The organism is Neoroseomonas alkaliterrae (genome assembly GCF_014199195.1).
Taxonomy (GTDB): domain Bacteria; phylum Pseudomonadota; class Alphaproteobacteria; order Acetobacterales; family Acetobacteraceae; genus Neoroseomonas; species Neoroseomonas alkaliterrae.
In genome coordinates this window covers 180869-203097 of record NZ_JACIJE010000004.1, presented here as the reverse complement: position 1 = coordinate 203097, position 22229 = coordinate 180869, and the positions used below count along the sequence as shown (strand labels likewise).

Sequence of the window (22229 nt, the reverse complement as noted above, 5' to 3'; positions counted from 1 at the left end):
CCGCGCTATCGGAAGGGCGGAAGAACGCCGGAGACCGCCGCCCGATGCCGACCGCCGCAGAGCGCCTGATCGCCTTCCTCGCCGGCCAGGGCATCGACCGCGCCTTCTGCGTGCCGGGCGAATCCTACATCGCGCTGCTCGATGCGCTGCACGCCCATCCGGCGATGGATCTCGTCACCTGCCGCTCCGAGGGCGGGGCGGGGTTCATGGCGGTGGCGGACGCGAAACTGACCGGGCGGCCGGGCGTGGTGCTGGTCTCGCGCGGGCCCGGTGCCTGCAATGCCGCGATCGCCGTGCACACCGCCGAACAGGACGCGGTGCCGCTGATCCTGCTGGTGGGCCAGGTCGAGAAGCGCGACCTGCGCCGCAACGCCTTCCAGGAGATCGACTACGCCCGCATGTTCGGCGCCATCGCGAAATGGGTGGGGGAGGCGACGGAACCCGACCAGGTGCCGGAACTGATCGCGCGGGCCTACGCCATGGCGATGGGGGGCGTGCCGGGGCCGGTGGTGCTCTCCCTGCCCGAGGATGTGCTCGCTGGGCCCTGCGCCGCGCCGCTGCCCTCCGCGACCCTGCCCGCCCCCGCCGCCCCCGCCCCGGCCGAGGCTGCCCGCCTTGCCGCCCTGCTGCGCGGGGCCGAGCGGCCGATCCTGCTCGCCGGCCATGCCTTCGACCGCCCCGGCGGGCGCGAGGCGCTGCGCGGCTTCGCCGAACGCTGGCACCTGCCCGTCGCCGTTTCCTTCCGCCGCCAGGACCTCTTTCCGAACGACCATGCGCTCTATGCGGGCGATCTCGGCCTGAGGAACCCCGATGCGCAGCGCGCCGCCTTCGCCGAGGCCGATCTCGTGCTCGCCCTCGGCACGCGGCTGACCGACATCACGACCCAGGGCTGGAGCTGGCCCGCGCCCGGGCAGCGCCTCGTTCATGTCTGCGCCGAGCCGCGCTTCCTCGGCTGGCTCTTCCCCGCCGAACTGGCGCTGGCCGCCGATGCGCCAGCGGTGATCGGGGCGCTGGCCGCCGAGGCGCCCTCGGCGCCGGCCGGGCGCTCGGCCTGGAACGCACGGCTGCGCGCGCTGCACCTCGCCGATACCGGGGTCAGGCCGGCGCAGCACGAGGACGGCATCGCCTTCGCCGAGGTCGCGCGCCGCATCGGCGCGGTGGCGGCGCCGGATGCCATCGTGGCGCTCGATGCCGGCACCTTCGGCGCGCCCTTCTATCGCAAGGTCATGTGGAAGCCGCCGCAGCGGCTGCTCGCGCCGGTCAGCGGGGCGATGGGCTTCGGCGTGCCGGCCGGCGTCGCCGCCGCGCTGCGCCACCCCGGCCGCCAGGTGATCGCCTGCGTGGGCGACGGCGGCGCGCTGATGACGGCGGGCGAGTTCGCGGTGGCGGTGGCGCGCGGCGCGCCGCTCAAGATGGTGCTCTCGGACAACGGCACCTATGCCTCCATCCGCATCCACCAGGAGCACGCCCATCCCGGCCGCGTCAGCGGCACCACGCTGGAGAACCCGGATTTCGCCGCCTGGTGCGCCGCCTTCCGCGTGCCGGTGACGCGGCTCGAGACCTCGGCCGACCTGCCGGCGCTCGATGCCGCGCTCGCCGCGCCCGGCCCGGCGGCGATCGTGGTCCGCACCTCGCTCGCCGCCGTGCTGCCGGCGACTGCCCCGGCCCGCGCGGCGGAATAGCCTGCCGGTGCCCGAGGCCCGCCGCCTGCTCGCCGCCGCGCAGGCGGCCGCGGATGAGGGCGATGCGGAGCGCGCCGTCCGCCTCTGCGCAGAGGCCGTCGCCGCCGCGCCGGACGAGGCGCTGCTGCGGCTTCAGGCCGCGCTGCTGCATGCGCGCCTCGCCCGTCCCGCCTCGGCGCTTGCCCTCGCCATGCCCGCGCTGCAGGACGGGGCCGAGGCGCGCCTCGCCGATATCGGCGCGATGGTGGCAGACCGGCTTTCGGCGCTGGGCGAGGTGGCCGGGGCGGCGGCGCTCGCCCGCCGCGCCGCCGCCGGGCAGGCGCGGCCGGCCATCCGCGCCCTGCTGCTCGCCGCCGGGCTGCCCGCCTATCGCCAGAGCCTGCAGGATGCGCCCGACACGCCCCTGCTCGAGGCCATGGCCGCCGCCGCCTGTGCCGAGCCCTCCCTGCTCGCGTCCGCGGACGGCGCCGAACTGGCGCGCCTCGCGGAGGAGGCCGGGCGGGACGACCTGCTGCGCGCCCTCGGCGCGGCGGCGGGGGAAACGGGGCGCGCGCGGCTCCTCGAGCATGGCCGGGGCGCGAAGGCGAGCCTTCCCGGCCTCGCCCATGCCGCGACGCATCGCCCCGCCCGCGCCGCGCTCGCCTTCGCCGCGGCCCATGCGGCCGAGCCGGAGGACGCCTCGGCGCGCTTCAACGCGGGCTACGCCGCGCTGGCCGCGGGGGATGCGGCGCGCGCGGCGGCGATCCTCGCCGCCCTGCCCGCCGCGGGGGAGGCGATGATGGCCGGCGCCGCCTGGCCGCATTTCGGCGAGCTGCCCTGGCCCTTCGCCGCCCCGCCGGAGGCCGCCCGCGCCGCCTTCGAGGCGCTGCTGCCGCCCGGCGCGCGCTGGCCGCGCATCCGTCTCGTCACCCCCTGCCTGAACCCCGGTCCCTGGCTCGAGGAGACGATCCTCTCCGTCGCCCGCCAGGACTACCCGGCGGTCGAGCATGTCGTGGTGGATGGCGGCTCGACCGACGGCACCGCCGCCATCCTCGCCCGCCACCGGGACAGGCTGCACGCCGTCCTCACCGGCCCCGATTCCGGCCCCGCCGAGGCCATCGCCCGGGGTCTCGCGGGCAGCGAGGCCGATCTCCTCGGCTGGATCAATGCCGACGACCTGCTCGCGCCTGGCGCGCTGCACCACCTGGGCGCGGCCTGGGCGGCGCGGCCGGATGCCGGGCTGGTGCATGGCTTCGCCGTCATCCATCGCGCGCGGCGCATCACCGGCGTGCAGCGGGCGCTGGCCGATGGCCCCCAGGGCTTCACCCCCGAAGGCCTCGCGGATGTCTTCGGCCGCTGGGGCGAAGGCGCCTTCTTCCTCCAGCCGGAGGTGCTGGTGGCACGGCACTTCCATGCCGCGCTGGGCGGGCTCGACGCCTCGCTCGGCGCGGTCTTCGACTACGAGTTCTGGCTGCGCGCCGCCGCCGCGCGGCCGCGCATCGCCTCGGCCGCCTGGCCCGCCGCCTTCTACCGGACCCATCCGGCGCAGCGCAGCGGCCGCCGTGCCGCGCTCGCCGCCGAGCAGGTGGCCGCGCGCGACCGCCACATCCGGCCGGCCCCGCCACCCGGGCGCGCCGCCGAGATCGGCGCGCGGCTGCGCGGCGCGCTCGGTGCGCCCGGCCGCCCCGCGCGCTGGCTGCTGATCGAGCCGGCCTGCGCCGAGACCGTCTCCCCGGCCGCCCTGGCGGAGGCCCGTGCTGCGCTCGCCGCGCAGGGCGTCGCGCTCGCCCTCGCGCGGGAGGCGCCGGAAGGCCCGCCCGAGGCCGACCTCGTGCTGCGCATCGCCGGCGCGCATGACGGGCCGGCCTGGGCCGAGGCGCTGCGCGCGCGCGGCTTCGCCGGTCCGATCATCGCCTGGTGCGCGGGGGATGACCGCGACGCGCCCTCCCATGCCGCGATGCTGCGCGCGCTCGACATCGCCGTGCCCGCGCGGGCGGCGCGGCGCGCCCTGCTGCTCCAGACCCAGGCCCTGGTGACGGAGGCGATGCCGCCGCCGACCGGCATCCTCGCCGAGGCCGAGGCCGCCGCCGCCTTCGCCGCCGGCCCCACGCCGGGCCCTGCCGAGGCGGGCCCATGGGAGCCGGGCGCCGAGCGGCTTGCCGCGGCGCTGCGCGGCGAGGGCCCGATGGAGGCGCCCGACCGGCACGCGCTGGCGGTGGCGCTGCTGGCCGGGCGCGTGCCGGTGATGCCGCGCGGGGTCGCGGACCTGCTCGGCGCCGAGGGGCTGCCGGAGGGGCGCGAGGCACGGCATGCGCTCGGGCGGGCGATGCTGCTCGCGCCTTCGCTGCTGCGGCTGCTGGGGCGGTTGCGCGCGCTCGCCTGAGGGCGGATGCGGATGCGCGCCGGGCGTCGGATCACCTGCCGCCCGCCGCGCCTCGCTCCCGGGCGCTGCTGATCGCGCCCGCGCTGCTGCGGCTGCCGGGGCGGTTGCGCGCGGCTGCACGAATGCGGATGCGGATGCGCGCCGGGCGTCGGATCACCTGCCGCCCGCCGCGCCGCGGTCGCCCGGCGCTGCGATGCCGGCCGGCGCATGGTCACGCCTCGCGCCCGCCGGCCCTACACCACCCGCACACCCGCCGCCGCGCCGCCCGGCACCAGGCCGAAGGGATCCACCGCCACCGCCGCGAGGCGCGGCAACGCCGCGAGATCGAAGCCCGGCTGCGGCGTGCCCAGCACCACCGCATCGGGCGGCCCGCCGGGGCAGCGCGCCGGGTCGGCCGCGCGCACGAAGGGGGCGAGAGGGCCCGGGCCCTCCGCCACCAGCGGGTCGTGCCACAGCGCCTCGGCGCCGCGCGCGGCGAGCAGCCGCAGCAGCGCGAGCGGCGCCGCGCCGCGCAGGTCGGCCACGCCCGGCTTGTAGGTCACGCCCATGACCAGCACCCGCCGCCCCGCGAGGCTGCCACCCAAGGCGCGCGCCACGCCCTCGACCACCGCCGCCGGGCGGGCCCGGTTGGCCTCCGCCGCCGCTGCGAGCAGGGAGGAGGCCGCGCCCACCCGCGCCAGTTCCATCTGCAGGAACTCCGGATCCACCGGGATGCAGTGCCCGCCCGCCCCCGCGCCCGGCCAGAAGGGGGCGAAGCCGAAGGGTTTCGTCGCCGCCGCCTCCACCACCGCGCGCGTCGGCACGCCAAGGGCCGCGAAGCCGCGATGCAACTCGTCCATCAGCGCGACATTCACCAGGCGATAGGTGTTCTCGAGCAGTTTCGCGCATTCGGCGATCTCGGGGCTCGCCACCGGGATGACGCGCCCGGCCACCCGCTCCCAGAAGGCCCGGCCGCGCGCGAGGGAGGCCTCATCCGTCGCCCCGAGCAGGCGCGGCACGTCGCGCGGGCCGTCCGTCGCGCCGGGATTCTCGCGCTCCGGGCTGACACAAAGAAAGACATCCCGCCCCACCGCGAAGCCCGCCGCCTCGATGGCGCGGCGGCAGGTGCCGTTGGTCGCGCCGGGCTGGCAGGTGGAGACGAGGCAGACCAGCGCCCCCCGCACGAGCCGCGCGACGCAGGTCGCGAGCGCCGCCTCCACCAGGGAGAGGTCGGGCCGCCCGGCGGCGTCCAGCGGCGTCGGCACGCAGATCAGCCAGGTCTGCGCGGCCGGCAAGCGCGCGGGATCCGCGGTGGCGGACAGCCGGCCCGGCGCCCCCAAGCCCCGCCACGCCGCCTCGGCCGCCGCCGCCGCGGCGGGGTCGAGGTCGAAGCCGCTCACCGCGAATCCCGCCGCCGCGGCGGCCAGCGCGATCGGACGGCCGACATAGCCGAGGCCGATCACCGCCACCGTCCCCGCAGGCAGCGGGTTCGGCAGGGCGGCATCGCGCAGCAGGCCGGTGTCGGGCATGACCCAATCAGTTGCTCATGTCTGGGCATTTATCAACCTTTTGGCGATTTCCTGCCCAGGGCTTCCGCGCGGCGGCGCTTTGCGCCATGCAGGCCGGCCACAGGCAAGGAGAGCGTGGCGATGTCGGCGGCGGAGAAGGAGACGAGAGCGGCGCTGCATGTCGCCAGCCACCCGCTGATCCAGCACAAGCTCGGCCTGATGCGCGAGGCCGCCTGCCCCTCGGCCGAGTTCCGCCGCCTGCTCGGCGAGATCGCCATGCTGCTCTGCTACGAGGTCACGCGCGACCTGCCGGTGGAGCAGGTGCCGATCGAGACGCCGCTCGAACCCATGATGGCTCCGCGCATCGCGGGGCGGAAACTGGTGCTGGCCCCGGTGCTTCGCGCGGGCCTCGGCATGCTGGACGGCATGCTGGCGCTGCTGCCCGCCGCGCGCGTCGCTCATGTCGGGATCTACCGGAACCCGACGACGCTCGAAGCCGTGGAATACTACTTCAAGGCCCCGGCGGATGTGGCGGAGCGGCTGGTGCTGGTGCTCGACCCGATGCTCGCCACCGCCAATTCGGCGGTCGCGGCGGTGGAGCGCTTCAAGGCGCGCGGCTGCCGGCAGATCCGCTTCGTCTGCCTGCTCGCCTCGCCCGAGGGCATCCGCCATTTCCACGAGGCCCACCCGGATGTCCCGCTCTGGACCGCCGCGGTGGACCGCGCGCTCGACGACCACGGCTACATCCGCCCCGGCCTCGGCGATGCCGGCGACCGGATCTTCGGCACGGCGTGAGGGAGCTCAGCCGCGGAGCGGGTTCATCCGCCACAGCGTGAGGTTCAGCGCGCCAGCGAAACTCACCCAGGCGAGATAGGGCAGCAGCAGCAGCGCCGCCGTCCGGTGCACCGGCCAGAACAGGACGATGGTGACGAGGATCGCCACCCAGAACACCACGAGTTCGTAGAAGGCGAGATCCGGCCGGCGCATCCCGAAGAAGATCGCCGACCACGCCGCATTGAGCAGCAACTGCACGCCATAGGCGGCGAGCGGCACCGCCGCACCCGCGAAGCCCGCCTTGCGCCAGACCAGCCAGCCCGAGACCGCGATCATCACGTAGAGCACCGTCCAGGCCGGGCCGAAGGCCCAGTCCGGCGGGTTCCAGGCGGGTTTCGCGAGGCCGCGGTACCATTCCCCGGGCGGGAACAGCGCGCCCGAGAGTGCGGCGAGGAAATTCGCGCCGAGGAAGCCGAGCAGGCCGAGGATGGCGATCCAGTCCATGGCCTTCAGATGGCCCTGCGCGGCGCCGGGGGAAGGCTCATGCCGCGCTGCGCGAGGCCGGCAGCGTCGCCAGCGCGGCGCGGAAGGCCTCGAGCGTGCGGGCCACGTCCTCGGCGGTATGCGCGGTGGAGAGGTAGTACTTGCTGTCCCCCTTCAGGATGCCGTGCGCGCGCAGCACCGCGTTCACGTGCCTCTGCATCGCCGTGTCCTGGCGCAGCAGGGCGCGGTAGTCGCGCATCTCGCCCTCGGCATAGACCACGTCGAACAGCACGGGCTCGCCGAGGCATTGCGCCGGGATGCCGGCCTCGGCGATCAGGCGCGAGAGGCCCTCCATCAGCGCGCGGCCGGTCGCGAAGACCGCCTCGTAGGTGCCGGGCTCGCGCAGCACCGCGAGCGTCGCGAGCCCCGCCACCGCCGCGACGGGGTTGCCCGAGAGCGTGCCGATCTGCATGAGGAACCGCTCCTCCCCCGCCGCGGCGCGGTCGAACAGCGCCATGATCTCGGCCTTTCCCGCGACCGCGGCGAGGGGGAAGCCGCCGCCCGCGATCTTGCCGAGGGTGCAGATGTCCGGCGTCACGCCATACAGTTCCTGCGCGCCGCCATAGGCGAAGCGGAAGCCGGTCACGACCTCGTCGAAGATGAGCGGGATGGACAGCCGCGCCGTCACCTCGCGCACCGCCTGCAGGAAGCCGGGCTTGGGCGGGATCAGCCGCTGCAGCGGCTCCATGATGACGCCGCCGATCTCCTCCTGATGCGCCTCGATCAGCCGCACCGCGGCCTCGGCGTCGTTGAAGGGGGCGACCAGCACCTCGTGGCGCAGCGCATCGGGGATGCCGGGGCTGTCGGGCACCGGGGCGGGGAAGTTCGCGAGGCGCTTCGGCGCGAGCGACATCAGCGCCCAGTCCGACATGCCGTGGTAGCCGCCCTCGAACTTCACGATCTTCGGCCGCCCGCGATAGGCGCGCGCGAGCCGCATGGCATAGAGATCGGCCTCGGTGCCGGAGGAGAGGAAACGCACCTGCTCGGCGCAGGGCACCGCCTCCACGATCGCTTCCGCGAGGCGGATGCCGTGCTCGTTGTTGGCGAAGAAGGTGGTGCCGCGGCCGATCTGCTCGATCACCGCCGCATCCACCCGCGGGTGGCAATGGCCGATGAACATCGGGCCCGAGCCGAGCAGGAAGTCCACATACTCGTTGCCCGAGACATCCCACACATGCCCGCCCTTGCCGGAGCGGATCACGATGTCGGCGGGGAAGTTGCCGAAGGTCCCGCCGGGCAGGACACGGCGCGCGGTCTCCATCAGCGCCAGTTCCTCGGCGGTCTTCGGCAGGCCGGTCATCATCGCCTCGCTCTCCGTGCCGGTGCAGGCTAGGCCAGTCCGGACGGGCCGTCACCGCCGCGCGCGGCGGGTTAGCGCCCGCCTTCCGGCGCGGCGAGCGTCGGGTCGGCCTGCCCGATGCCGAAGATCCCGCGCAGGAAGCCCGGCGTCAGCGCCGCCAGCGGATTGACCGAGACCGAGGGATCCGCGAGCGCCCCGCGCATCCGGTAGGTCGCGGCGAAGACGCCGCCGCCCCTCTCCGGGCTGAACACCCGGCCAAGCCCGGGAATGCGGCCGAGCAGCGAATTGAAGACATAGGCCGGCACGATCGTGCCCTCCATGTCGATCGTCTCGCGCAGCCGGTCTATCCGCCCCCGCGCCGTGATGCCGAGGGAGGCCGAGAAGGCGCGCGCATCCTCGAGCACCAGCGCCTCGCGCGTCAGCGTGAAGGGCGCGGTCAGGCTCGCGAAGCCGAGCCCCTCGCCCGAGAGCGCCTCGAACACGCCATAGACCGACATCGCCTGCAGCAGTTTGCCGATCGCCGGGGCCTCGCGCACCGCGAACTCCTCGAGCTCGGCCGTGCCGGCAAGCGGCGCGCCCGGACGCAGGCTCGGCCAGGCGGCATCCACGCTGAGCCGCCCGCCCTGGATGGTGCGCAGCACGCCGAAGGCGCGCAGCAGCGCCCCGCCATCCTCGCTCGTCAGCCTCAGGCGCCGCCGCGCGCCTTCCGCCGCGATCGAGGCCTGCACCGCCCCGCCGCCGGCAAGGCGCGCCTGCAGCTGCGCGGCCCGCACCACCCCCGCCCCGTCCACCGTGGCGCTGGCGGTCATGCCGGTCAGGGCGCGGTCCGGCCCGAGCAGCACGCGCTCGAAGCGCGCATCGAGGCGTGTCGGCCCGTCCTCGCCCGCCGGCTCGCGCGCGGCCTCCGGGGCGGCCTCGGCCGGGCGCGAGAGGACCGGCGCGAGGTCGAGCACCGGCCCGCGCAGCGCGATGGTCCAGCCCTGACCGGCCCGGGCGGGCGGCATGAGCTCGCCCGCGAAGCGGCTCTGCCCGAGCGTGGCCTGCTGGATCTCCACGCGCCTCGGAATGCTGCGCTGGACCTCGGTGCCGCGCGCGCGCACCAGCGCATCCGGCGCCTGGATGCGGATGTCGTTGATGGCGGTGAGCTGCCCGTTCTGCAGCACGAAGACCGCCTCGCCATTCGCCGCGACGCCGGCGCGCTTGGTCCAGGCCAACGGCTCGACCGCGAGCACCGCCTCGCGCAGGTCGGCGCGCAGCGCCACGCGGCCCTGCCCGTTGCGCCGCGTCTCGCTGCGGATCTCGAGCCCGACCGGCCCCTGCACGAAGGGCCGCGGATCGAGGCCGAAGGCGGCGATCTGGCGGGCATCGGCGCGGCCCGTCACCACCTCCCGCGCCACCACCTGGCCCGGCTGGCCGGCGCGGAAATCCGCCTCCTGCTGGATGCGCAGCGGCACGCCGAGCACGCTCGCCGTCCCGGTGGTGCGGATCCCTTCCGTGTCCACCGCGAAGTCGAAGGCGCCGCGCTCGAGCGTCTGGCCCAGCACCAGGCGCGGGATGCGCACATCGGCGGCGCGGCCCGTGGCGCGCACGCGCAGCGCCTCGTTCGGGATGTCGGCGAGCAGCGGCAGCGCGATCGAGAGCCGCCCCTCGCGCAGCGCGCCGGTGATCTCGGCGATCGGCGGCGGGCGCTCGCGGAAGAGGTTGAGGCGCGGATGCCGCAGCAGGCCCCAGACATCGGCGAGCGGCCCGGCGAGGTCGAGGTCCATCTCCAGCGTCTCGGGCGCGGCGGCGAGGTCGAAGCGCAGCTCCCCCTGCCGCACCGCGATGCTCGTGCCGGACTGGGTGCCGCCCTCGAGCGCGATGGTGATGCCATCGAGCGCGAAGCGCACCCGCCCCGCCGCATCCTCGGCCGGCGGCATGGGGCGCAGCCAGTGGACCGTCAGCTCCTCTCCGATGACCTCGCCGTCGAGCGCGGTGACGCGCAGCGCGCCCTGCATGTCGCCCTCCGCGCGAAGGGTCCAGCGGCCGTCGCGCGCGACACCCTCGGTGATGTTCTGCGTCACCCAGCGCCGCGCATTGGGCGCGATGCCGGCGGGCCAGTAATGGGCGAGCTCGGCCATGGGCACGCGGTCGAGCGTCAGGCTCGCCTCCGCCTGCCAGGCGCCGTCCTCCTCCCGCGCCTCGGCCCGCGCGCGGATCACCGGCGCGCGCGCCGCACCGGCCGCGACGGGCGGCGTGGGGTGCAGCACCGCGCGCTCGATGCGCAGCGTGCGCTCGTCGAGGGTCACATCCGCCTCGAGGGAGCCTATCGGCACCCGTCCCGCGCGGCCGAGGTCGAGCGCCCCCGCCCCCGCCCGCAGCCGGGCCAGGGCGAGCCCCGGCACGGCAAGGCCCTGCAGCCGCACATCGAGAACGAGGGAGACCGGCGCATCGAGCGCCGCGAGCGGGGCGAGCACCGGCGCGGCGCGGGCGAGCGCCGCCGGCCGCTGAGCGCTCAGCCCGACCGAGAGGGTGCCGTGGCCCGTCGCGCCGTCGAGCGCGCCGCCGATGCGCAGCGGGACGCGCTCGGCGGCCAGCGCGAGATGGCCCCTGCCTGCGACCTCGATCCCGCCGCCCGCGCGCCGCGTCAGGGCGAGGTTCGCGACCTCCGCGGACCAGGCGCGGCCGAGCTGCGCGTCCTCCACCTCGAGGCGCGCCTCGCTGATCCGCACGAGGCGCAGCGCCGCGAGCGGCGTCGCCTCCGAAGGCGGGCGCATGAGTTCCGCGAGCACCGCGAGCACCGCATCGCCCGCCGGCGCCTGCCGCGTGGCGGCGGGCGCCTCCGCCTCGCCTTCGGTCAGCGAACCGAGGTCGAGCGCCACGCCCCCTTCGGCATCGCGCACGACCCGCAGCCGCAGCCCGCCGAGTTCGATCGCCCGCGGCGCGACGACGCCTCGCACCAGCCAGGACAGCGAGACCGAGACCGCCGCATCGGGCAGTTCGGCCCGCACATGGCCATCCGAGTCCACCGCCCGCACCTGCCGCAGCCGCAGGTCGAGCGGCGACCGGTGCCCGCTCCGCCAGCCCGACCAGGCGAGCTCGGCCGATTCGATCCCGATGCGCGTGCGCCCGCCCGGGCTGTTGAACGCGGCCGCTGCGCGCTCCGCCAGCCAGGGCACTTCCAGCGGCCCCTGTTCGAGCCTCCAGGCCAGGGCGCCCACCGCCAGCCCGCCCGCCGCCGCCAGCGCCATCGAGGCCCTGAACAGCCGGCTGGCCCAGCGCCCGGCTTGACCCGCGACCCGCCTCACCTGTCCCCTGCCTTCCCATGCCGACCAGCTACTCGCCCGGGCGCCTGCCCCGACCCTTCGACCCCGCCGCCGCCGCCCTGGCGCGGGAGGCCTTCGCGGAACGCGGGGAGGCCGAACGCGCCTTCGCCGCCTCGCGCGCCGGCGCGGCGCTGCTCGATGCGCTGGGCGGGCACAGCCCCTACCTCGCCGAACTCGCGGCGCGGGAATCGGAGACGCTGCTGCTGTTCGCGACGGAGGGGCCGGAGGAGGCGATGGCGCGCGCCCTCGCCCCGCTCGCCCGCATCCCGCCCGAGACGCCGCGCGCAGCACTCGCCTCGGTGCTGCGGCAGGCCAAGCGGCAGGGCGCGCTGACGGCCGCGGTGGCGGACATCACCGGGCTCTGGCCGCTCGAGCGCGTGACCGGCGCGCTCTCGGACCTCGCCGAGGGCGCGATAGACGCCGCCTGCGCGCATCTGCTGCGCGAGGCCGCGGCGCGGGGCGAGCTCCGCCTTCCGGGCGCGCAGCGGGAGGAGCCGCGGCTCGTCGGGCGGAACTCGGGCCTCGTCGTGCTCGGCATGGGCAAGCTCGGCGGCCGGGAACTGAACTATTCGTCCGATGTGGACCTCATGGTGCTCTATGATCCGATGGCGGCAGCCTACCACGCCGACCGGGCGGGCGCCGTCTATGTCCGCATCGCCCGCGACCTGGTGCGGCTTCTCGAGGAACGCACCGCCGAGGGCTACGTCTTCCGCACCGACCTGCGCCTGCGCCCCGACCCGGCGGCGACGCCGCTCGCCGTCTCCATTCCCGCCGCCATCACCTACTACGAGAGCATGGGCCAGAACTGGGAGCGCGCGGCCATGATCAAGGCCCGCCCCGTCGGCGCGGACCGCGCGGCGGGCGAGGCCTTCCTGCGCGAGATCCGCCCCTTCGTCTGGCGCCGCCACCTCGATTTCGCCGCCGTCGCCGACATCCATTCCATCAAGCGCCAGATCCATGCCCACAAGGGCGGGCGCGGCGCCAACGCCACCATTCAGGTCGAGGGCCACGACGTGAAGCTCGGCCGCGGCGGCATCCGCGAGATCGAGTTCACCGCCCAGGTGCTGCAGCTGATCTGGGGCGGGCGGGACCCGGGGCTGCGCAGCCCGACCACCATCGGCGCGCTCACAGCGCTCGCGGCGGCGGGCAAGATCGACCCGCGCGCGGTCAACGACCTCTCCGCCGCCTATGTCTTCCTGCGGACGCTGGAGCATCGCCTCCAGATGGTGGCGGACCGCCAGACCCACAGGATGCCCGAGGATGCGCAGGGCCTCGCCAACATCGCCTCCTTCCTCGGCTTCGCCGACGAGGCGGCCTTCCGCGAGGCCTTCACCCGGCACATGGAGACGGTGGAGCACCACTACGGCCGCATGTTCGAGGCCGAGCCGACGCTCGCCGCCGAGGAGGTCAAGGGCAGCCTCGTTTTCACCGGCGTCGAGGACGACCCCGCGACCATCGCGACGCTGCGCGCCATGGGCTACGCGAACCCCTCGGGCGTCGCGGCGATGGTGCGCGGCTGGCACCACGGGCACACGCGCGCGACGCGCAGCGAGCGGGCGCGCGAGCTGCTGACGGCGCTGATGCCCGCCCTTCTCGCCGCCTTCGCCCGCCAGCGCGACCCCGATGCGGCGCTGGCGCGGCTCGACGGCGTCTTCGCCCGCCTCGCCGCGGGGGTGCAGGTGCTGAGCCTGCTCGAGCGCAACCCCGCGCTGATGCAGCGCCTCGCCGGCATTCTCGGCGCCGCGCCGCAGCTCGCCGACCACCTCGCGCGCCACACCGCCGCGCTGGAGGGCCTGCTGGTCGGCGCCGGCGGGACGGTGGGCAACGCCGCCGCCGCCCTGCCTGCCCAGCTCCGCGACGCGCGCCATTTCGAGGAGGCGCTGGAGGCCGCCCGCCGCCTGGTGCTCGAAGGCAAGTTCGAGATCGACGCCGCCGCGCTCGAGGGCACGCTCGACGTGGACGCCGCGGGCGAGGCGCGCAGCGACCTCGCCGACGCCGCCATCGCCGGGCTGCTGCCCCATGTCGCGGGCGCCTTCGCCGAGCGACACGGCAAGGTGAAGGGCGGCGCGCTCGCCGTCGTCGCCCTCGGCAAGCTCGGCGGGCGGGAGATGCTGCCCGGATCCGATCTCGACCTCATCCTGATCTACGACCATGCGCCCGCGGCCGAGACGAGCGAGGGCCGCGCGAGGCGCGGCGCGCCAGCGATCCGCCCGCTGCCGGTCAGCCAGTATTTCGCCCGCCTCGCGCACCAGGTGATCGGCGCGATCACCGCACCCGGCGCCGAGGGCAAGCTCTACGAGGTGGACATGCGCCTGCGCCCCTCGGGATCGAAGGGCCCGGTGGCCGTCTCTCTCGCCGCCTTCCGCCGCTATCATGCCGAGGAGGCCTGGACGTGGGAGCGCATGGCCCTCACGCGCGCGCGCGTCATCGCCGGCCCGCCGGCGCTGCGGCGCAAGGTGGAAGCCGCGATCCGCGAGGCGCTGCTGCGCCCCGACGCCGCCGGGAAGGCCATCCCCGACGCGGTGGCGATGCGCGCGCGCATGCTGCGCGACCTGCCGCCCGACGGGCCATGGGACGTGAAGCTCGGCCGCGGCGGGCTGGTGGAGGTGGAGTTCATCGCCCAGGCGCTGCAGCTCGTGCATGCCCGCGCGCATCCGGGCGTGCTCGCGACCACGACGCGCATCGCCCTCGCACGCCTCGCCGATGCGGGCGCGCTCGATGCGGAGGAGGCGCGCCGCCTGATCGCCGCCGAGCATCTCTGGCGCACGATCAGCGGCCTGCTGCGCCTGACCGTGGGCCGCTGGCGGGAGGAGGCGCTGCCCGAGAGCGTCGCCTCCGCGCTCGTTCATGCCTGCGGGTTGCGGCAGGCCGAGGGCGCGCCCGTTGACCTCCGCGCACTCCACGCACAGATGGCGGAAGCGGCGACGGCGGTGCGCGCGATCTTCGAGCGGCGCCTCGGCCGGCCGGACACGCAGGGGGACCGCGCATGAGCGAACTCGCCGAGGGGAAGAAGGCACCGGCCTTCCGGATGAAGGCATCGGGCGGGCGGGAGGTTTCCTCCGCCGCGCTGAAGGGCAGGCCCTACCTGCTCTATTTCTATCCCAAGGCGGACACGCCGGGCTGCACCAAGCAGGCCTGCGGCATGCAGGAGGCGCTGCCCCAGCTCGGCAAGATCGGCATCGAGGTGATCGGCGTCAGCCCCGATCCGCTGCCGCCCATCGAGAAGTTCGCGAAGAAATACGGCCTCGAGTTCCCGCTGGCCTCGGACGAGGACCACAAGGTGGCCGAGGCCTATGGCGTGTGGGTGCAGAAATCCATGTACGGCAAGACCTACATGGGCATGGAGCGGACCAGCTTCCTGGTCGGCGCGGACGGGAAGATCGCGAGGATCTGGCGCAAGGTGAAGCCGGAGCAGCACGCGGCCCAGGTGCTGGAGGCCGCGGCCGCGCTCTGAAGCGCAGCGGACGGGGGCCCGCCCGTGGCCTGGGGCGGCTACTGCCCGCCCGCGGCGCCGATCTGGCGGAAGATCTCCTCCGCTTCCTTGAAAGTGTCCTCGGCGCGCTGCTTCATCGCCGGATCGGTGAAGCGGTCGGGGTGGAAGCGCAGGCGGAAGGCGCGCCGCGCGGCCTCGACCAGCCACATCGGCGCCGTCTCGGCGAGATGCACCCGCCGCATCAGCGCCCCGCCGCGCGAGGGCAGCGGCTCGGAGGCGAGCGCGCGCTCGGCCGCCGAGGCCCGGGCCTCGGCCTCGCGCACGCGGCGCTCGGCCGCCTCCAGGCGCGCCCGCAGCGTGGCGATCAGCATCTGCGCCTCTTCGGAGGCCGCGCCTTCGACCGAGGCCTCGGCCGCGCCGTTCGCCCGCCCCTGCGCGCGCGCGAGGAGTTGCGCCACGCGGCGGGCCGCCGTCGCCGCGACCTCGACATCGCGGCGGCCGAGCTCGCCATGGATGAATTCCAGCAGATCGGCGTCGTGCGGATGCGCCTCGGCGTATTCGAGCAGCCGGCCCGAGGGCCAGTTGGTCATGTGCCGCCAGGAGGTGTGCTGGGCCGCGCCGGACATCGCCCGCGAATCTTCCGTTCCGTCTCAATTCGCGACAATGACAGCAATGCGGGGCCGAAACCACGCACCAGCGGTTGCCGATTCGGCCTCTCCCGCACCGGATCCTGCCCGCGTGGCGTGCATGCGGGCCCCTCCCGCGTCATTTCCCGCGCAGACGCTCGATCTCGGCGAAGACGGCCTCGATGCGCTTGAACACCTCCTCCGACCGCCGCCGCCTCGCGGGGTCGGCCTGGCCGTCCGGGTGGTAGCGGCGGCGGAAGGCGCGCCGCACCTCGGCCACCAGCCAGGCCGGCGCATCAGGCGTGAGGTGGACGCGCCGATAGGGGCCGGGATCGGCCTGGGCAGCCTCGCGCGCGGCGAGGCGCTGGCGCAGCCGCGCAATCTCCTCCGCCGCGGCGGCCAGCGTGGCGCGCAGCCGCGCCTCCTCCGCGCGGCGCTCGCGCATCGCGCTCTCGGCGAGCAGGCGCCCGATCCGCGCGGCGATCGCCTTGGCGCGCGCGCCCGGGCGGCAGCCGGCCTCCGCCGCCAGCGCGGCGAGCAGGCCCGCATCGGCGGGATGGAGCATCGCCTGCTCGGCAAGCTGTTCGAGCGGCCATTCGCGGAACGGCCTCTCGGGCGTCATCGCGGCCGCACCTCCTGATCCCGCCGCATCCTCGCAGGCGCGGGTTAATGCGCCGCTCACGCCGCGGCTTCCGGCCCGCGGCCGGCTGCGCGAGACTGGGGCGGTCCACCGCACAACCACCAGCACCATGGGATACCAGCGATGACGGAGCCACGCGCCCCGCACAGGAAGACCTTCGATCCGGCCGCGCGCGGCGCGATGGAGGGCGTGCGCGTCGTGGACCTCTCCCGCCTCGTCGCGGGCAATGTGCTGACCAAGGTCTTCGCCGACCATGGCGCGGAGGTGGTGAAGATCGAACCGCCCGAGGGCGACACGCTGCGCGCCTGGCGCGTCGGCGGCATCGAGACCTCCTGGAAGACGATCTGCCGCAACAAGAAGTCGGTCGCGCTGGACCTCAAGCGGCCCGAGGGCATCGCCACGGTGAAGGCGCTCGCCAAGGGTGCGGCGATGTTCGTCGAATCCTTCCGCCCCGGCGTGCTGGAGGCGATGGGCCTCGCGCCCGAGGCGCTGCTCGCGATCAACCCCGCCCTCGTCATCGTGCGCATCTCGGGCTGGGGCCAGGACGGGCCGTTCCGCCACAAGCCGGGCTTCGGCACGCTGGTCGAGGGCTATTCCGGCTTCGCCGCGGTCAACGGCTTCGAGGACCGCGAGCCGGTGCTGCCGCCGATGTTCATGGGTGATGCGTTTGCGGGGCTCTACGGCGCGGCCGCGGCGATGATCGCGCTGCGCCACGCCGAGGCGACCGGCACGGGCCAGGTGCTCGATGTCTCGCTGTTCGAGCCGCTCTTCGCCGTGATGGAGCCGCAGATCGCGAACTGGCGGATCACGGGCCAGCGCAAGCCCCGCACCGGCAGCCGCTCGACCAACACCGCCCCGCGCAACGCCTACCGGACGAAGGATGGCGGCTGGGTCTGCCTCTCCGCCTCAACCCAGGGCATGACGGAGAAGCTGTTCCGCTCGATCGGGCGCGAGGACATGATCAGCGATCCGCGCTTCGCCGACAACCCGGCCCGGCTGCGGCACTGGCAGGAACTCGATGCGGTGATCGGCGGCTGGATCGCCGAGCGCACACTCGAGGAGACGCTCGCGCATTTCGACGCCGCCGGGGTGACCATCGGCCCGATCATGGACACCGCCATGCTCGAGCGCGATCCCTACGCCATCGAGCGCGAGGCGCTGATCGAGGTGCCGGACGCGGAGATGCCGGGCGGCTGGCTCCCGATGCACGGTCTGGTGCCGCGGCTCTCCGCCACCCCCGGGGTGCTGGCGCGGCCCGCCCCGAGGCTCGGGGAGCACAACGAGGAGATCCTCGCACCGGTGCTGGGGGCGGAGGAGCTCGCGCGGCTGCGCGGGATCGGGGTGGTGCGCGAGGCCACGCCCTGACGGCCGGGACGCCTCAGACAAGCGGGCGACAGGTTTGACCTTCAGGCCGCTGGTGTGGCGCGCGGGGCTGGTGGGGCGGCCGCGCGCGGAAGCAAATCCTGATGTCCCGCGGACAAAGGGCAATCCCGTGTCCACAGGGTATCAGAAGGCGATCTGCACCTTCATCGCGCGCGCGCGGTCGGCGGCCAGGGCGAAGGCCTCGGCCGCGCGCTCGATGGGGAAGCGCTCGGTCAGCAGCGGCGCGACATCGAGCCGCCGCGCCGCCAGCGCCTCCACCGCCATGGCGAACTCGGCATGGAAGCGGAAGGTGCCGCGCCAGGTGATCTCCTTCGCCGCCAGCACCGACATCGGCACCGGCGCGTCGTTGCCGATGCCGATCTGCACGATGGTGCCGCCGGGCCGCAGCACGGGCAGGATGCCGAGCAGCGCGCGCGGGCTCCCCGAGGCCTCCATCGCCACATCGAAGACCCCCTTCTCCGCGCCATAGGCCGAAAGCGCCTCGGGGTCGGCGTGGAAGCGGTCCGCGCCCATCGCCAGCGCCACCTTGCGCGGCGCTTCGGTGAGATCCGTCGCCACGATCTCCCTCGCCCCGCCCAGGCGCGCGGCGGCGATGGCGAGCGCGCCGATCGGCCCGCAGCCCGTGACCAGCACCCGCCGCCCCATCAGCGGCCCCGCCTGCCGCGCGGCGTGCAGGCAGACGGCGAGCGGCTCGGCGAAGGCCGCCGTGGTGGTGTCGAGTCCCTCGGGCAGCGGCACCGCCTGCGCGGCCTCGCAGATCAGCGCCTCGCGGAAGCCGCCATCCACATGCGGCTCCCGCATCGCGCTGCTGTAGAAGCGCATATCGAGGCAATGCTGCTGCGCGCCCTCCTGGCAGTAGCGGCAGCGTCCGCAGGGCAGCGAGGGGTTCACCGCCACCGGCTGCCCGACCGCGAGGCCCGCGACACCCGGCCCGAGGCTCTCGATGACGCCCGCCACCTCGTGCCCCAGCACCATCGGGTGCTTCACGCGGATGGCGCCGAAGCCGCCATGCAGGAAGTAGTGCAGGTCCGAGCCGCAGATGCCGCCCGCGGCGATGCGCACGCGCACCTGGCCCGGGCCGGGCTCGCCGGCCGGGCGCTCCTCCACGCGCAGGTCGTGGGCGGCGTGGATGACGACGGCGCGGCTCACGGCACGGGGGTGGGCAGCGGCCGCCCGTCGAAATGCGCCTCCAGGTTGGCGAGCATCAGCCGGCCCATGTCCTTGCGCGTCTCCACCGTCCCCGAGGCCTGGTGCGGCGAGAGCACCACATTCGGAAACGTCGCGAAGACCGGATCGATGGCCGGCTCGTTGCGGAACACGTCGAGCCCGGCGGCGGCGATGCGCCCCGATTGCAGCGCGGCGATCAGCGCCGCCTCGTCCACCACGGAGCCGCGCGAGACATTGACGAAGATCGCGCCGGGCGTCAGCGCCTCGATCGCCGCGCGGTCCACGAGCCCCGCCGTGGCCGCCCCGCCGGCGGCCGAGACCACGAGGATGTCCACCTCCGGGGCGAGCGCCGCGGGGCTGGGGTGGAAGGCGTAGGGCACGTCCTTCCTCGTGCGGCCCGAATAGGCGATGGCCATGCCGAAGCCCTCGGCCCGCCGCGCGATGGCGCGGCCGATCCGCCCGAGGCCCACGATACCCATCCGCTTGCCCCAGACGCGCGTGGTCAGCCGCATCGGACCCTGCCGCGCCCAGGCGCCGCTGCGCACATAGGCATCGCCTTCCGGGATGGCGCGCGCGGCCGCGAGCAGCAGCGCGAAGGCCATGTCGGCCACCTCCTCCGTCAGCACATCGGGCGTGTTCGTCACCGCGATGCCGCGCGCGCGGGCGGCGGCGAGGTCGATGGCATCCACGCCGACGCCGTAGCAGGCGATGATCTTCGCGTTCGGGCAGGCATCCATCATCGCCGCATCGGCGCCGAGCTCGCCCTTGGTCGCGATGGCGCGGACCGAGGGCCCCTGCTGCGCGAGGAAGGCGGCGCGGTCGGGCGCCTCGTAGAGCAGATGCAGCGTGAACCGGCGCCCCAGCGCCTCGAGATCCCAATCGGGCAGCACGCCCACCACCAGCAGGCCCGGCTTGTCCATCCGCGGTCCCTCCCCCTAGCCTGCCGCCGGACCTAACACGGGGAAACGCCGATGTCGCGCGCGCTGTTCGACCTGAGCGGGACGCTCGCCCTGGTGACAGGATCGAGCCAGGGAATCGGCCTCGCCCTGGCGCGCGGCCTGGCCGAGGCCGGGGCGAAGGTGGTGCTGAACGGCCGCGACGCGGCGAAGCTGGAAGCCGCGCGCGCGCATGTGCCCGGCGCGGTGACCGCCGCCTTCGACGTGACCGACCACGCGGCGGTCGAGGCCGGCATCGCCGCCATCGAGGCCGCGCACGGCCCGCTGCACATCCTGGTGGCGAATGCGGGCATCAACCTGCGCGCGCCCTCGACCGAGATGCCGCCCGAGACCTGGCGGCGCGTGATGGAGGTGAACCTCGACGGCGTCTGGTACTGCTGCCAGGCGGCGGGCAAGCGCATGGTCCATCGCGGCCGCGGCAAGATCATCACCGTATGCTCCGTGCAGAGCGAACTCGGCCGCCCGACCATCGCCCCCTATGCCGCGAGCAAGGGCGCGCTGCGCATGCTCACGCGCACGCTCTGCGCCGAATGGGCGCGGCACGGCGTCAATGTGAACGGCCTCGCGCCCGGCTACTACGACACGGAACTGACCAGCGCGCTGGTGCAGGATCCGGCCTTCACCGAGTGGCTGTGCAAGCGCGTCCCGGCCGGACGCTGGGGGCGGGTGGAGGAACTGATCGGCGCCGCGGTGTTCCTCGCCGCGCCGGCTTCGGATTTCGTCCATGGCCAGTTGATCTTCGTGGATGGCGGCATGACCGCCGTCGTCTAGCCTGCCCGCGCGATCAGCCGCCGCGCGCGCTCCACGATCGGCTTGTCGATCATCTCGCCCTCGAAGGCCACGGCGCCCCTGCCCTCGGCCAGCGCCGCCTCGAAGGCCGCGACAAGGCGCCGCGCGCGCTCCACCTCCTCCGGGCGCGGGCCGTATTCCTCGTTGATGATCGGCACCTGGGAGGGATGCACGCAGGAGGCGCAGGCGAAGCCGATGGCGCGGGAACGCCGCAGCATGGCGCGATAGCCCTCGAGATCCTTCAGCCCCGCCACCGTGCCGATGAAGCCGAGCGGCAGCACGCCCGCCGCGCGCGCCGCCACCAGGCCCATGCGCTTGGGCAGGTCGAGCGCATCGGGCGTCGGCTCGGCGCCGAGATCGGTGGCGAGATCCTCGCCGCCGACGCCGAGCGCCACCACGCGCGGATCGGCCGCCGCGATGGCCTGCGCGTGGGCGAGCGCGGCCGCATCCTCGATCAGCACGACGAAGCGCACGGTCCCGGCCGCACGTCCGCAAGCGGCCTCGGATTCGGCGGCGAGTTCCGAGAGCAGGCGCACATGGTCCGGGCCCATGACCTTGGTGCAGACCAGCGCATCGGCACCGGCGGTGACCGCGGCGGCGATGTCCTCTACCGCGACGCGAAGCGGGCGGTTGATGCGCACCAGCACATCGGCCCCGTTGCGCCGCACGCTCGCGACGGCGGCCGCGAGCCCGGCGCGCGCGGCGGGCTTCGAGGCCGGCGCCACACCGTCCTCGAGGTCGAGGATGATGGCATCCGCGCCGCGCTCATGCGCGCGCGCGACGAACTTCTCCGCACTCGCCGGGACGTAGAGCAGGGAGCGCCAGGCGGGCAGCGCGCGAGTCACGGCAGCATCTCCGACCCCGGCACCACGCCCTTCGGCAGCGAGGCGGCGTAGCGGGCCACCTCGCCCGGCCTCGCGACCCAGAGGCGCTCGCGGTGCGAAAGGATGTGGCGCAGCGCGTCACGCAGCGCCCGCAGCCGGAAGGGCTGGCCGACGATGAAGGGATGCAGCACCACCGAGCAGACCAGCGGCCGCTTCCTCGATTGCTCCAGCATCTCGTCGAACTGATCCACGATCATCTGCGCGAATTCGCGGCCCGTATGCTGGCGGGCGAGCTGCGCCGGGCTGTCGTTCAGCTCGACGGAATACGGGACGGAGAGGATCGGGCCGGCGCGCGTGGCCATCCAGAAGGGCTGGTCGTCCGCCGGCCAGTCCATGACGTAGGAGAAGCCTTCCTCCTTCAGCAGGTCGAGCGTCACCGCCGATTGCGCGATATAGGGGCCGAGCCAGCCTTCCGGCGCCGCGCCGGCATGACGGATGATGGCGTCGCGGCTCTCGACGATGAGCCGCCGCTCATCCTCCTCCCACATCCCGTCCTGGCGTTCGGCGTTGGTGCGGCCGTGCCCGACGAACTCGTCGCCGCGCGCCTTGAGCGCCGGCGCGATCTCGGGGCAGGCATCGAGCACCGCGCCGTTCACGTTGTGCGCGCAGGGGATCTCGAGCTCGTCCAGCATGTCGAGCAGGTTCCACAGCCCCACGCGGTTGCCGTAGTCCCGCCAGGCGTAGTTCCGCTGGTTCTGCACCGCCGGCGTGCCGGTGCTGTCGGAGCCGAGCCCGGCGCGGTAGGCGAAGGCCTCGATGTTGTTGCACACCACGAGCGCGAGCCGCGCCCCGTTCGGCCAGTCATAGTCGGGCCGCTGCGGAATGGCGCTGTGGGCGTAGCGCCCATGGCCGGGCAATCTCATCGCGCGCTCCTGCTCGGGATGCGCTCGACGCTAGG

General features: G+C 74.8%; 17 protein-coding genes. 7 read left to right on the top strand and 10 right to left on the bottom strand.

The window, feature by feature from the left end; all coding sequences use genetic code 11:
* Positions 1 to 44: 44 nt before the first annotated feature.
* Entirely contained in the window at positions 45 to 1682 is a 1638-nt protein-coding gene (locus tag FHS88_RS09185; RefSeq protein WP_184483796.1) for a thiamine pyrophosphate-binding protein, read from the top strand.
* A 7-nt stretch (positions 1683 to 1689) separates the two neighbouring features.
* On the top strand, positions 1690 to 4044 hold the full coding sequence (locus FHS88_RS09180; RefSeq protein ID WP_184483794.1) for a glycosyltransferase: 2355 nt from the start codon (positions 1690 to 1692) through the stop codon (positions 4042 to 4044).
* Positions 4045 to 4277: 233 nt separating this feature from the next.
* Here the strand turns inward: FHS88_RS09180 and FHS88_RS09175 are convergent, their stop codons facing one another.
* Positions 4278 to 5552 (bottom strand): nucleotide sugar dehydrogenase, encoded by a 1275-nt coding sequence (locus FHS88_RS09175; protein WP_184483792.1) that lies wholly within the window; start codon positions 5550 to 5552, stop codon positions 4278 to 4280.
* A gap of 120 nt (positions 5553 to 5672) precedes the next feature.
* Between FHS88_RS09175 and upp the strand changes: the two genes are divergently transcribed.
* Positions 5673 to 6326 carry a uracil phosphoribosyltransferase gene (gene upp, locus FHS88_RS09170; protein WP_184483790.1) on the top strand — a complete coding sequence of 218 codons (654 nt, stop codon included), beginning with the start codon at positions 5673 to 5675 and terminating at the stop codon, positions 6324 to 6326.
* A gap of 6 nt (positions 6327 to 6332) precedes the next feature.
* Here the strand turns inward: upp and FHS88_RS09165 are convergent, their stop codons facing one another.
* From FHS88_RS09165 to FHS88_RS21205, 3 genes are all read right to left on the bottom strand, one after another.
* Positions 6333 to 6809 carry a TspO/MBR family protein gene (locus FHS88_RS09165; protein ID WP_184483788.1) on the bottom strand — a complete coding sequence of 159 codons (477 nt, stop codon included), beginning with the start codon at positions 6807 to 6809 and terminating at the stop codon, positions 6333 to 6335.
* Positions 6810 to 6846: 37 nt separating this feature from the next.
* Positions 6847 to 8148, bottom strand: a complete 1302-nt coding sequence (locus FHS88_RS09160; protein ID WP_211842821.1) for an aspartate aminotransferase family protein — start codon at positions 8146 to 8148, stop codon at positions 6847 to 6849.
* 71 nt (positions 8149 to 8219) lie between these two features.
* Complete coding sequence (locus FHS88_RS21205) at positions 8220 to 11435, bottom strand: YhdP family protein (protein ID WP_184483786.1); 3216 nt, start codon at positions 11433 to 11435, stop codon at positions 8220 to 8222.
* A 17-nt stretch (positions 11436 to 11452) separates the two neighbouring features.
* Between FHS88_RS21205 and FHS88_RS09150 the strand changes: the two genes are divergently transcribed.
* Positions 11453 to 14443 carry a bifunctional [glutamine synthetase] adenylyltransferase/[glutamine synthetase]-adenylyl-L-tyrosine phosphorylase gene (locus FHS88_RS09150; protein WP_184483784.1) on the top strand — a complete coding sequence of 997 codons (2991 nt, stop codon included), beginning with the start codon at positions 11453 to 11455 and terminating at the stop codon, positions 14441 to 14443.
* Positions 14440 to 14907 (top strand): thioredoxin-dependent thiol peroxidase, encoded by a 468-nt coding sequence (gene bcp, locus FHS88_RS09145; protein WP_184483782.1) that lies wholly within the window; start codon positions 14440 to 14442, stop codon positions 14905 to 14907. The genes FHS88_RS09150 and bcp overlap by 4 nt, the downstream gene beginning before the upstream one ends.
* A 38-nt stretch (positions 14908 to 14945) precedes the next feature.
* Here the strand turns inward: bcp and FHS88_RS09140 are convergent, their stop codons facing one another.
* On the bottom strand, positions 14946 to 15512 hold the full coding sequence (locus tag FHS88_RS09140) for a J domain-containing protein (RefSeq protein WP_184483780.1): 567 nt from the start codon (positions 15510 to 15512) through the stop codon (positions 14946 to 14948).
* A 139-nt stretch (positions 15513 to 15651) separates the two neighbouring features.
* Positions 15652 to 16134: a hypothetical protein gene (locus FHS88_RS09135; protein ID WP_184483778.1), complete on the bottom strand. Its 483-nt coding sequence runs from the start codon at positions 16132 to 16134 to the stop codon at positions 15652 to 15654.
* A 141-nt stretch (positions 16135 to 16275) separates the two neighbouring features.
* Here FHS88_RS09135 and FHS88_RS09130 point away from each other — a divergent pair, with 141 nt between their 5' ends.
* Positions 16276 to 17517, top strand: a complete 1242-nt coding sequence (locus FHS88_RS09130; RefSeq protein ID WP_184483776.1) for a CaiB/BaiF CoA transferase family protein — start codon at positions 16276 to 16278, stop codon at positions 17515 to 17517.
* Positions 17518 to 17658: 141 nt separating this feature from the next.
* Here the strand turns inward: FHS88_RS09130 and FHS88_RS09125 are convergent, their stop codons facing one another.
* Both FHS88_RS09125 and FHS88_RS09120 read right to left on the bottom strand, forming a co-directional pair.
* Positions 17659 to 18684: an alcohol dehydrogenase catalytic domain-containing protein gene (locus FHS88_RS09125; protein WP_184483774.1), complete on the bottom strand. Its 1026-nt coding sequence runs from the start codon at positions 18682 to 18684 to the stop codon at positions 17659 to 17661.
* Positions 18681 to 19622 (bottom strand): 2-hydroxyacid dehydrogenase, encoded by a 942-nt coding sequence (locus FHS88_RS09120; protein ID WP_184483772.1) that lies wholly within the window; start codon positions 19620 to 19622, stop codon positions 18681 to 18683. Before FHS88_RS09120 ends, FHS88_RS09125 begins: the two co-directional genes overlap by 4 nt.
* Positions 19623 to 19673: 51 nt before the next feature.
* Between FHS88_RS09120 and FHS88_RS09115 the strand changes: the two genes are divergently transcribed.
* Positions 19674 to 20429: an SDR family oxidoreductase gene (locus tag FHS88_RS09115; RefSeq protein WP_184483771.1), complete on the top strand. Its 756-nt coding sequence runs from the start codon at positions 19674 to 19676 to the stop codon at positions 20427 to 20429.
* Here the strand turns inward: FHS88_RS09115 and FHS88_RS09110 are convergent.
* Together FHS88_RS09110 and FHS88_RS09105 are read right to left on the bottom strand one after the other, a co-directional pair.
* Complete coding sequence (locus FHS88_RS09110) at positions 20426 to 21292, bottom strand: aldolase/citrate lyase family protein (RefSeq protein ID WP_184483769.1); 867 nt, start codon at positions 21290 to 21292, stop codon at positions 20426 to 20428. The genes FHS88_RS09115 and FHS88_RS09110 overlap by 4 nt on opposite strands.
* Complete coding sequence (locus tag FHS88_RS09105) at positions 21289 to 22194, bottom strand: polysaccharide deacetylase family protein (RefSeq protein WP_184483767.1); 906 nt, start codon at positions 22192 to 22194, stop codon at positions 21289 to 21291. The genes FHS88_RS09110 and FHS88_RS09105 overlap by 4 nt, the downstream gene beginning before the upstream one ends.
* Positions 22195 to 22229: the final 35 nt, after the last annotated feature.

Coding starts and splice junctions, on each gene's coding strand:
- FHS88_RS09150 (WP_184483784.1), top strand. CDS start 11,453: ATGCCGACCAGCTACTCGCCCGGGCGCCTGCCCCGACCCTTCGACCCC.
- FHS88_RS09140 (WP_184483780.1), bottom strand. CDS start 15,512: ATGTCCGGCGCGGCCCAGCACACCTCCTGGCGGCACATGACCAACTGG.
- upp (WP_184483790.1), top strand. CDS start 5,673: ATGTCGGCGGCGGAGAAGGAGACGAGAGCGGCGCTGCATGTCGCCAGC.
- bcp (WP_184483782.1), top strand. CDS start 14,440: ATGAGCGAACTCGCCGAGGGGAAGAAGGCACCGGCCTTCCGGATGAAG.
- FHS88_RS09120 (WP_184483772.1), bottom strand. CDS start 19,622: ATGGACAAGCCGGGCCTGCTGGTGGTGGGCGTGCTGCCCGATTGGGAT.
- FHS88_RS09135 (WP_184483778.1), bottom strand. CDS start 16,134: ATGACGCCCGAGAGGCCGTTCCGCGAATGGCCGCTCGAACAGCTTGCC.
- FHS88_RS09115 (WP_184483771.1), top strand. CDS start 19,674: ATGTCGCGCGCGCTGTTCGACCTGAGCGGGACGCTCGCCCTGGTGACA.
- FHS88_RS09165 (WP_184483788.1), bottom strand. CDS start 6,809: ATGGACTGGATCGCCATCCTCGGCCTGCTCGGCTTCCTCGGCGCGAAT.
- FHS88_RS09175 (WP_184483792.1), bottom strand. CDS start 5,552: ATGCCCGACACCGGCCTGCTGCGCGATGCCGCCCTGCCGAACCCGCTG.
- FHS88_RS09160 (WP_211842821.1), bottom strand. CDS start 8,148: ATGACCGGCCTGCCGAAGACCGCCGAGGAACTGGCGCTGATGGAGACC.
- FHS88_RS09185 (WP_184483796.1), top strand. CDS start 45: ATGCCGACCGCCGCAGAGCGCCTGATCGCCTTCCTCGCCGGCCAGGGC.
- FHS88_RS09105 (WP_184483767.1), bottom strand. CDS start 22,194: ATGAGATTGCCCGGCCATGGGCGCTACGCCCACAGCGCCATTCCGCAG.
- FHS88_RS09130 (WP_184483776.1), top strand. CDS start 16,276: ATGACGGAGCCACGCGCCCCGCACAGGAAGACCTTCGATCCGGCCGCG.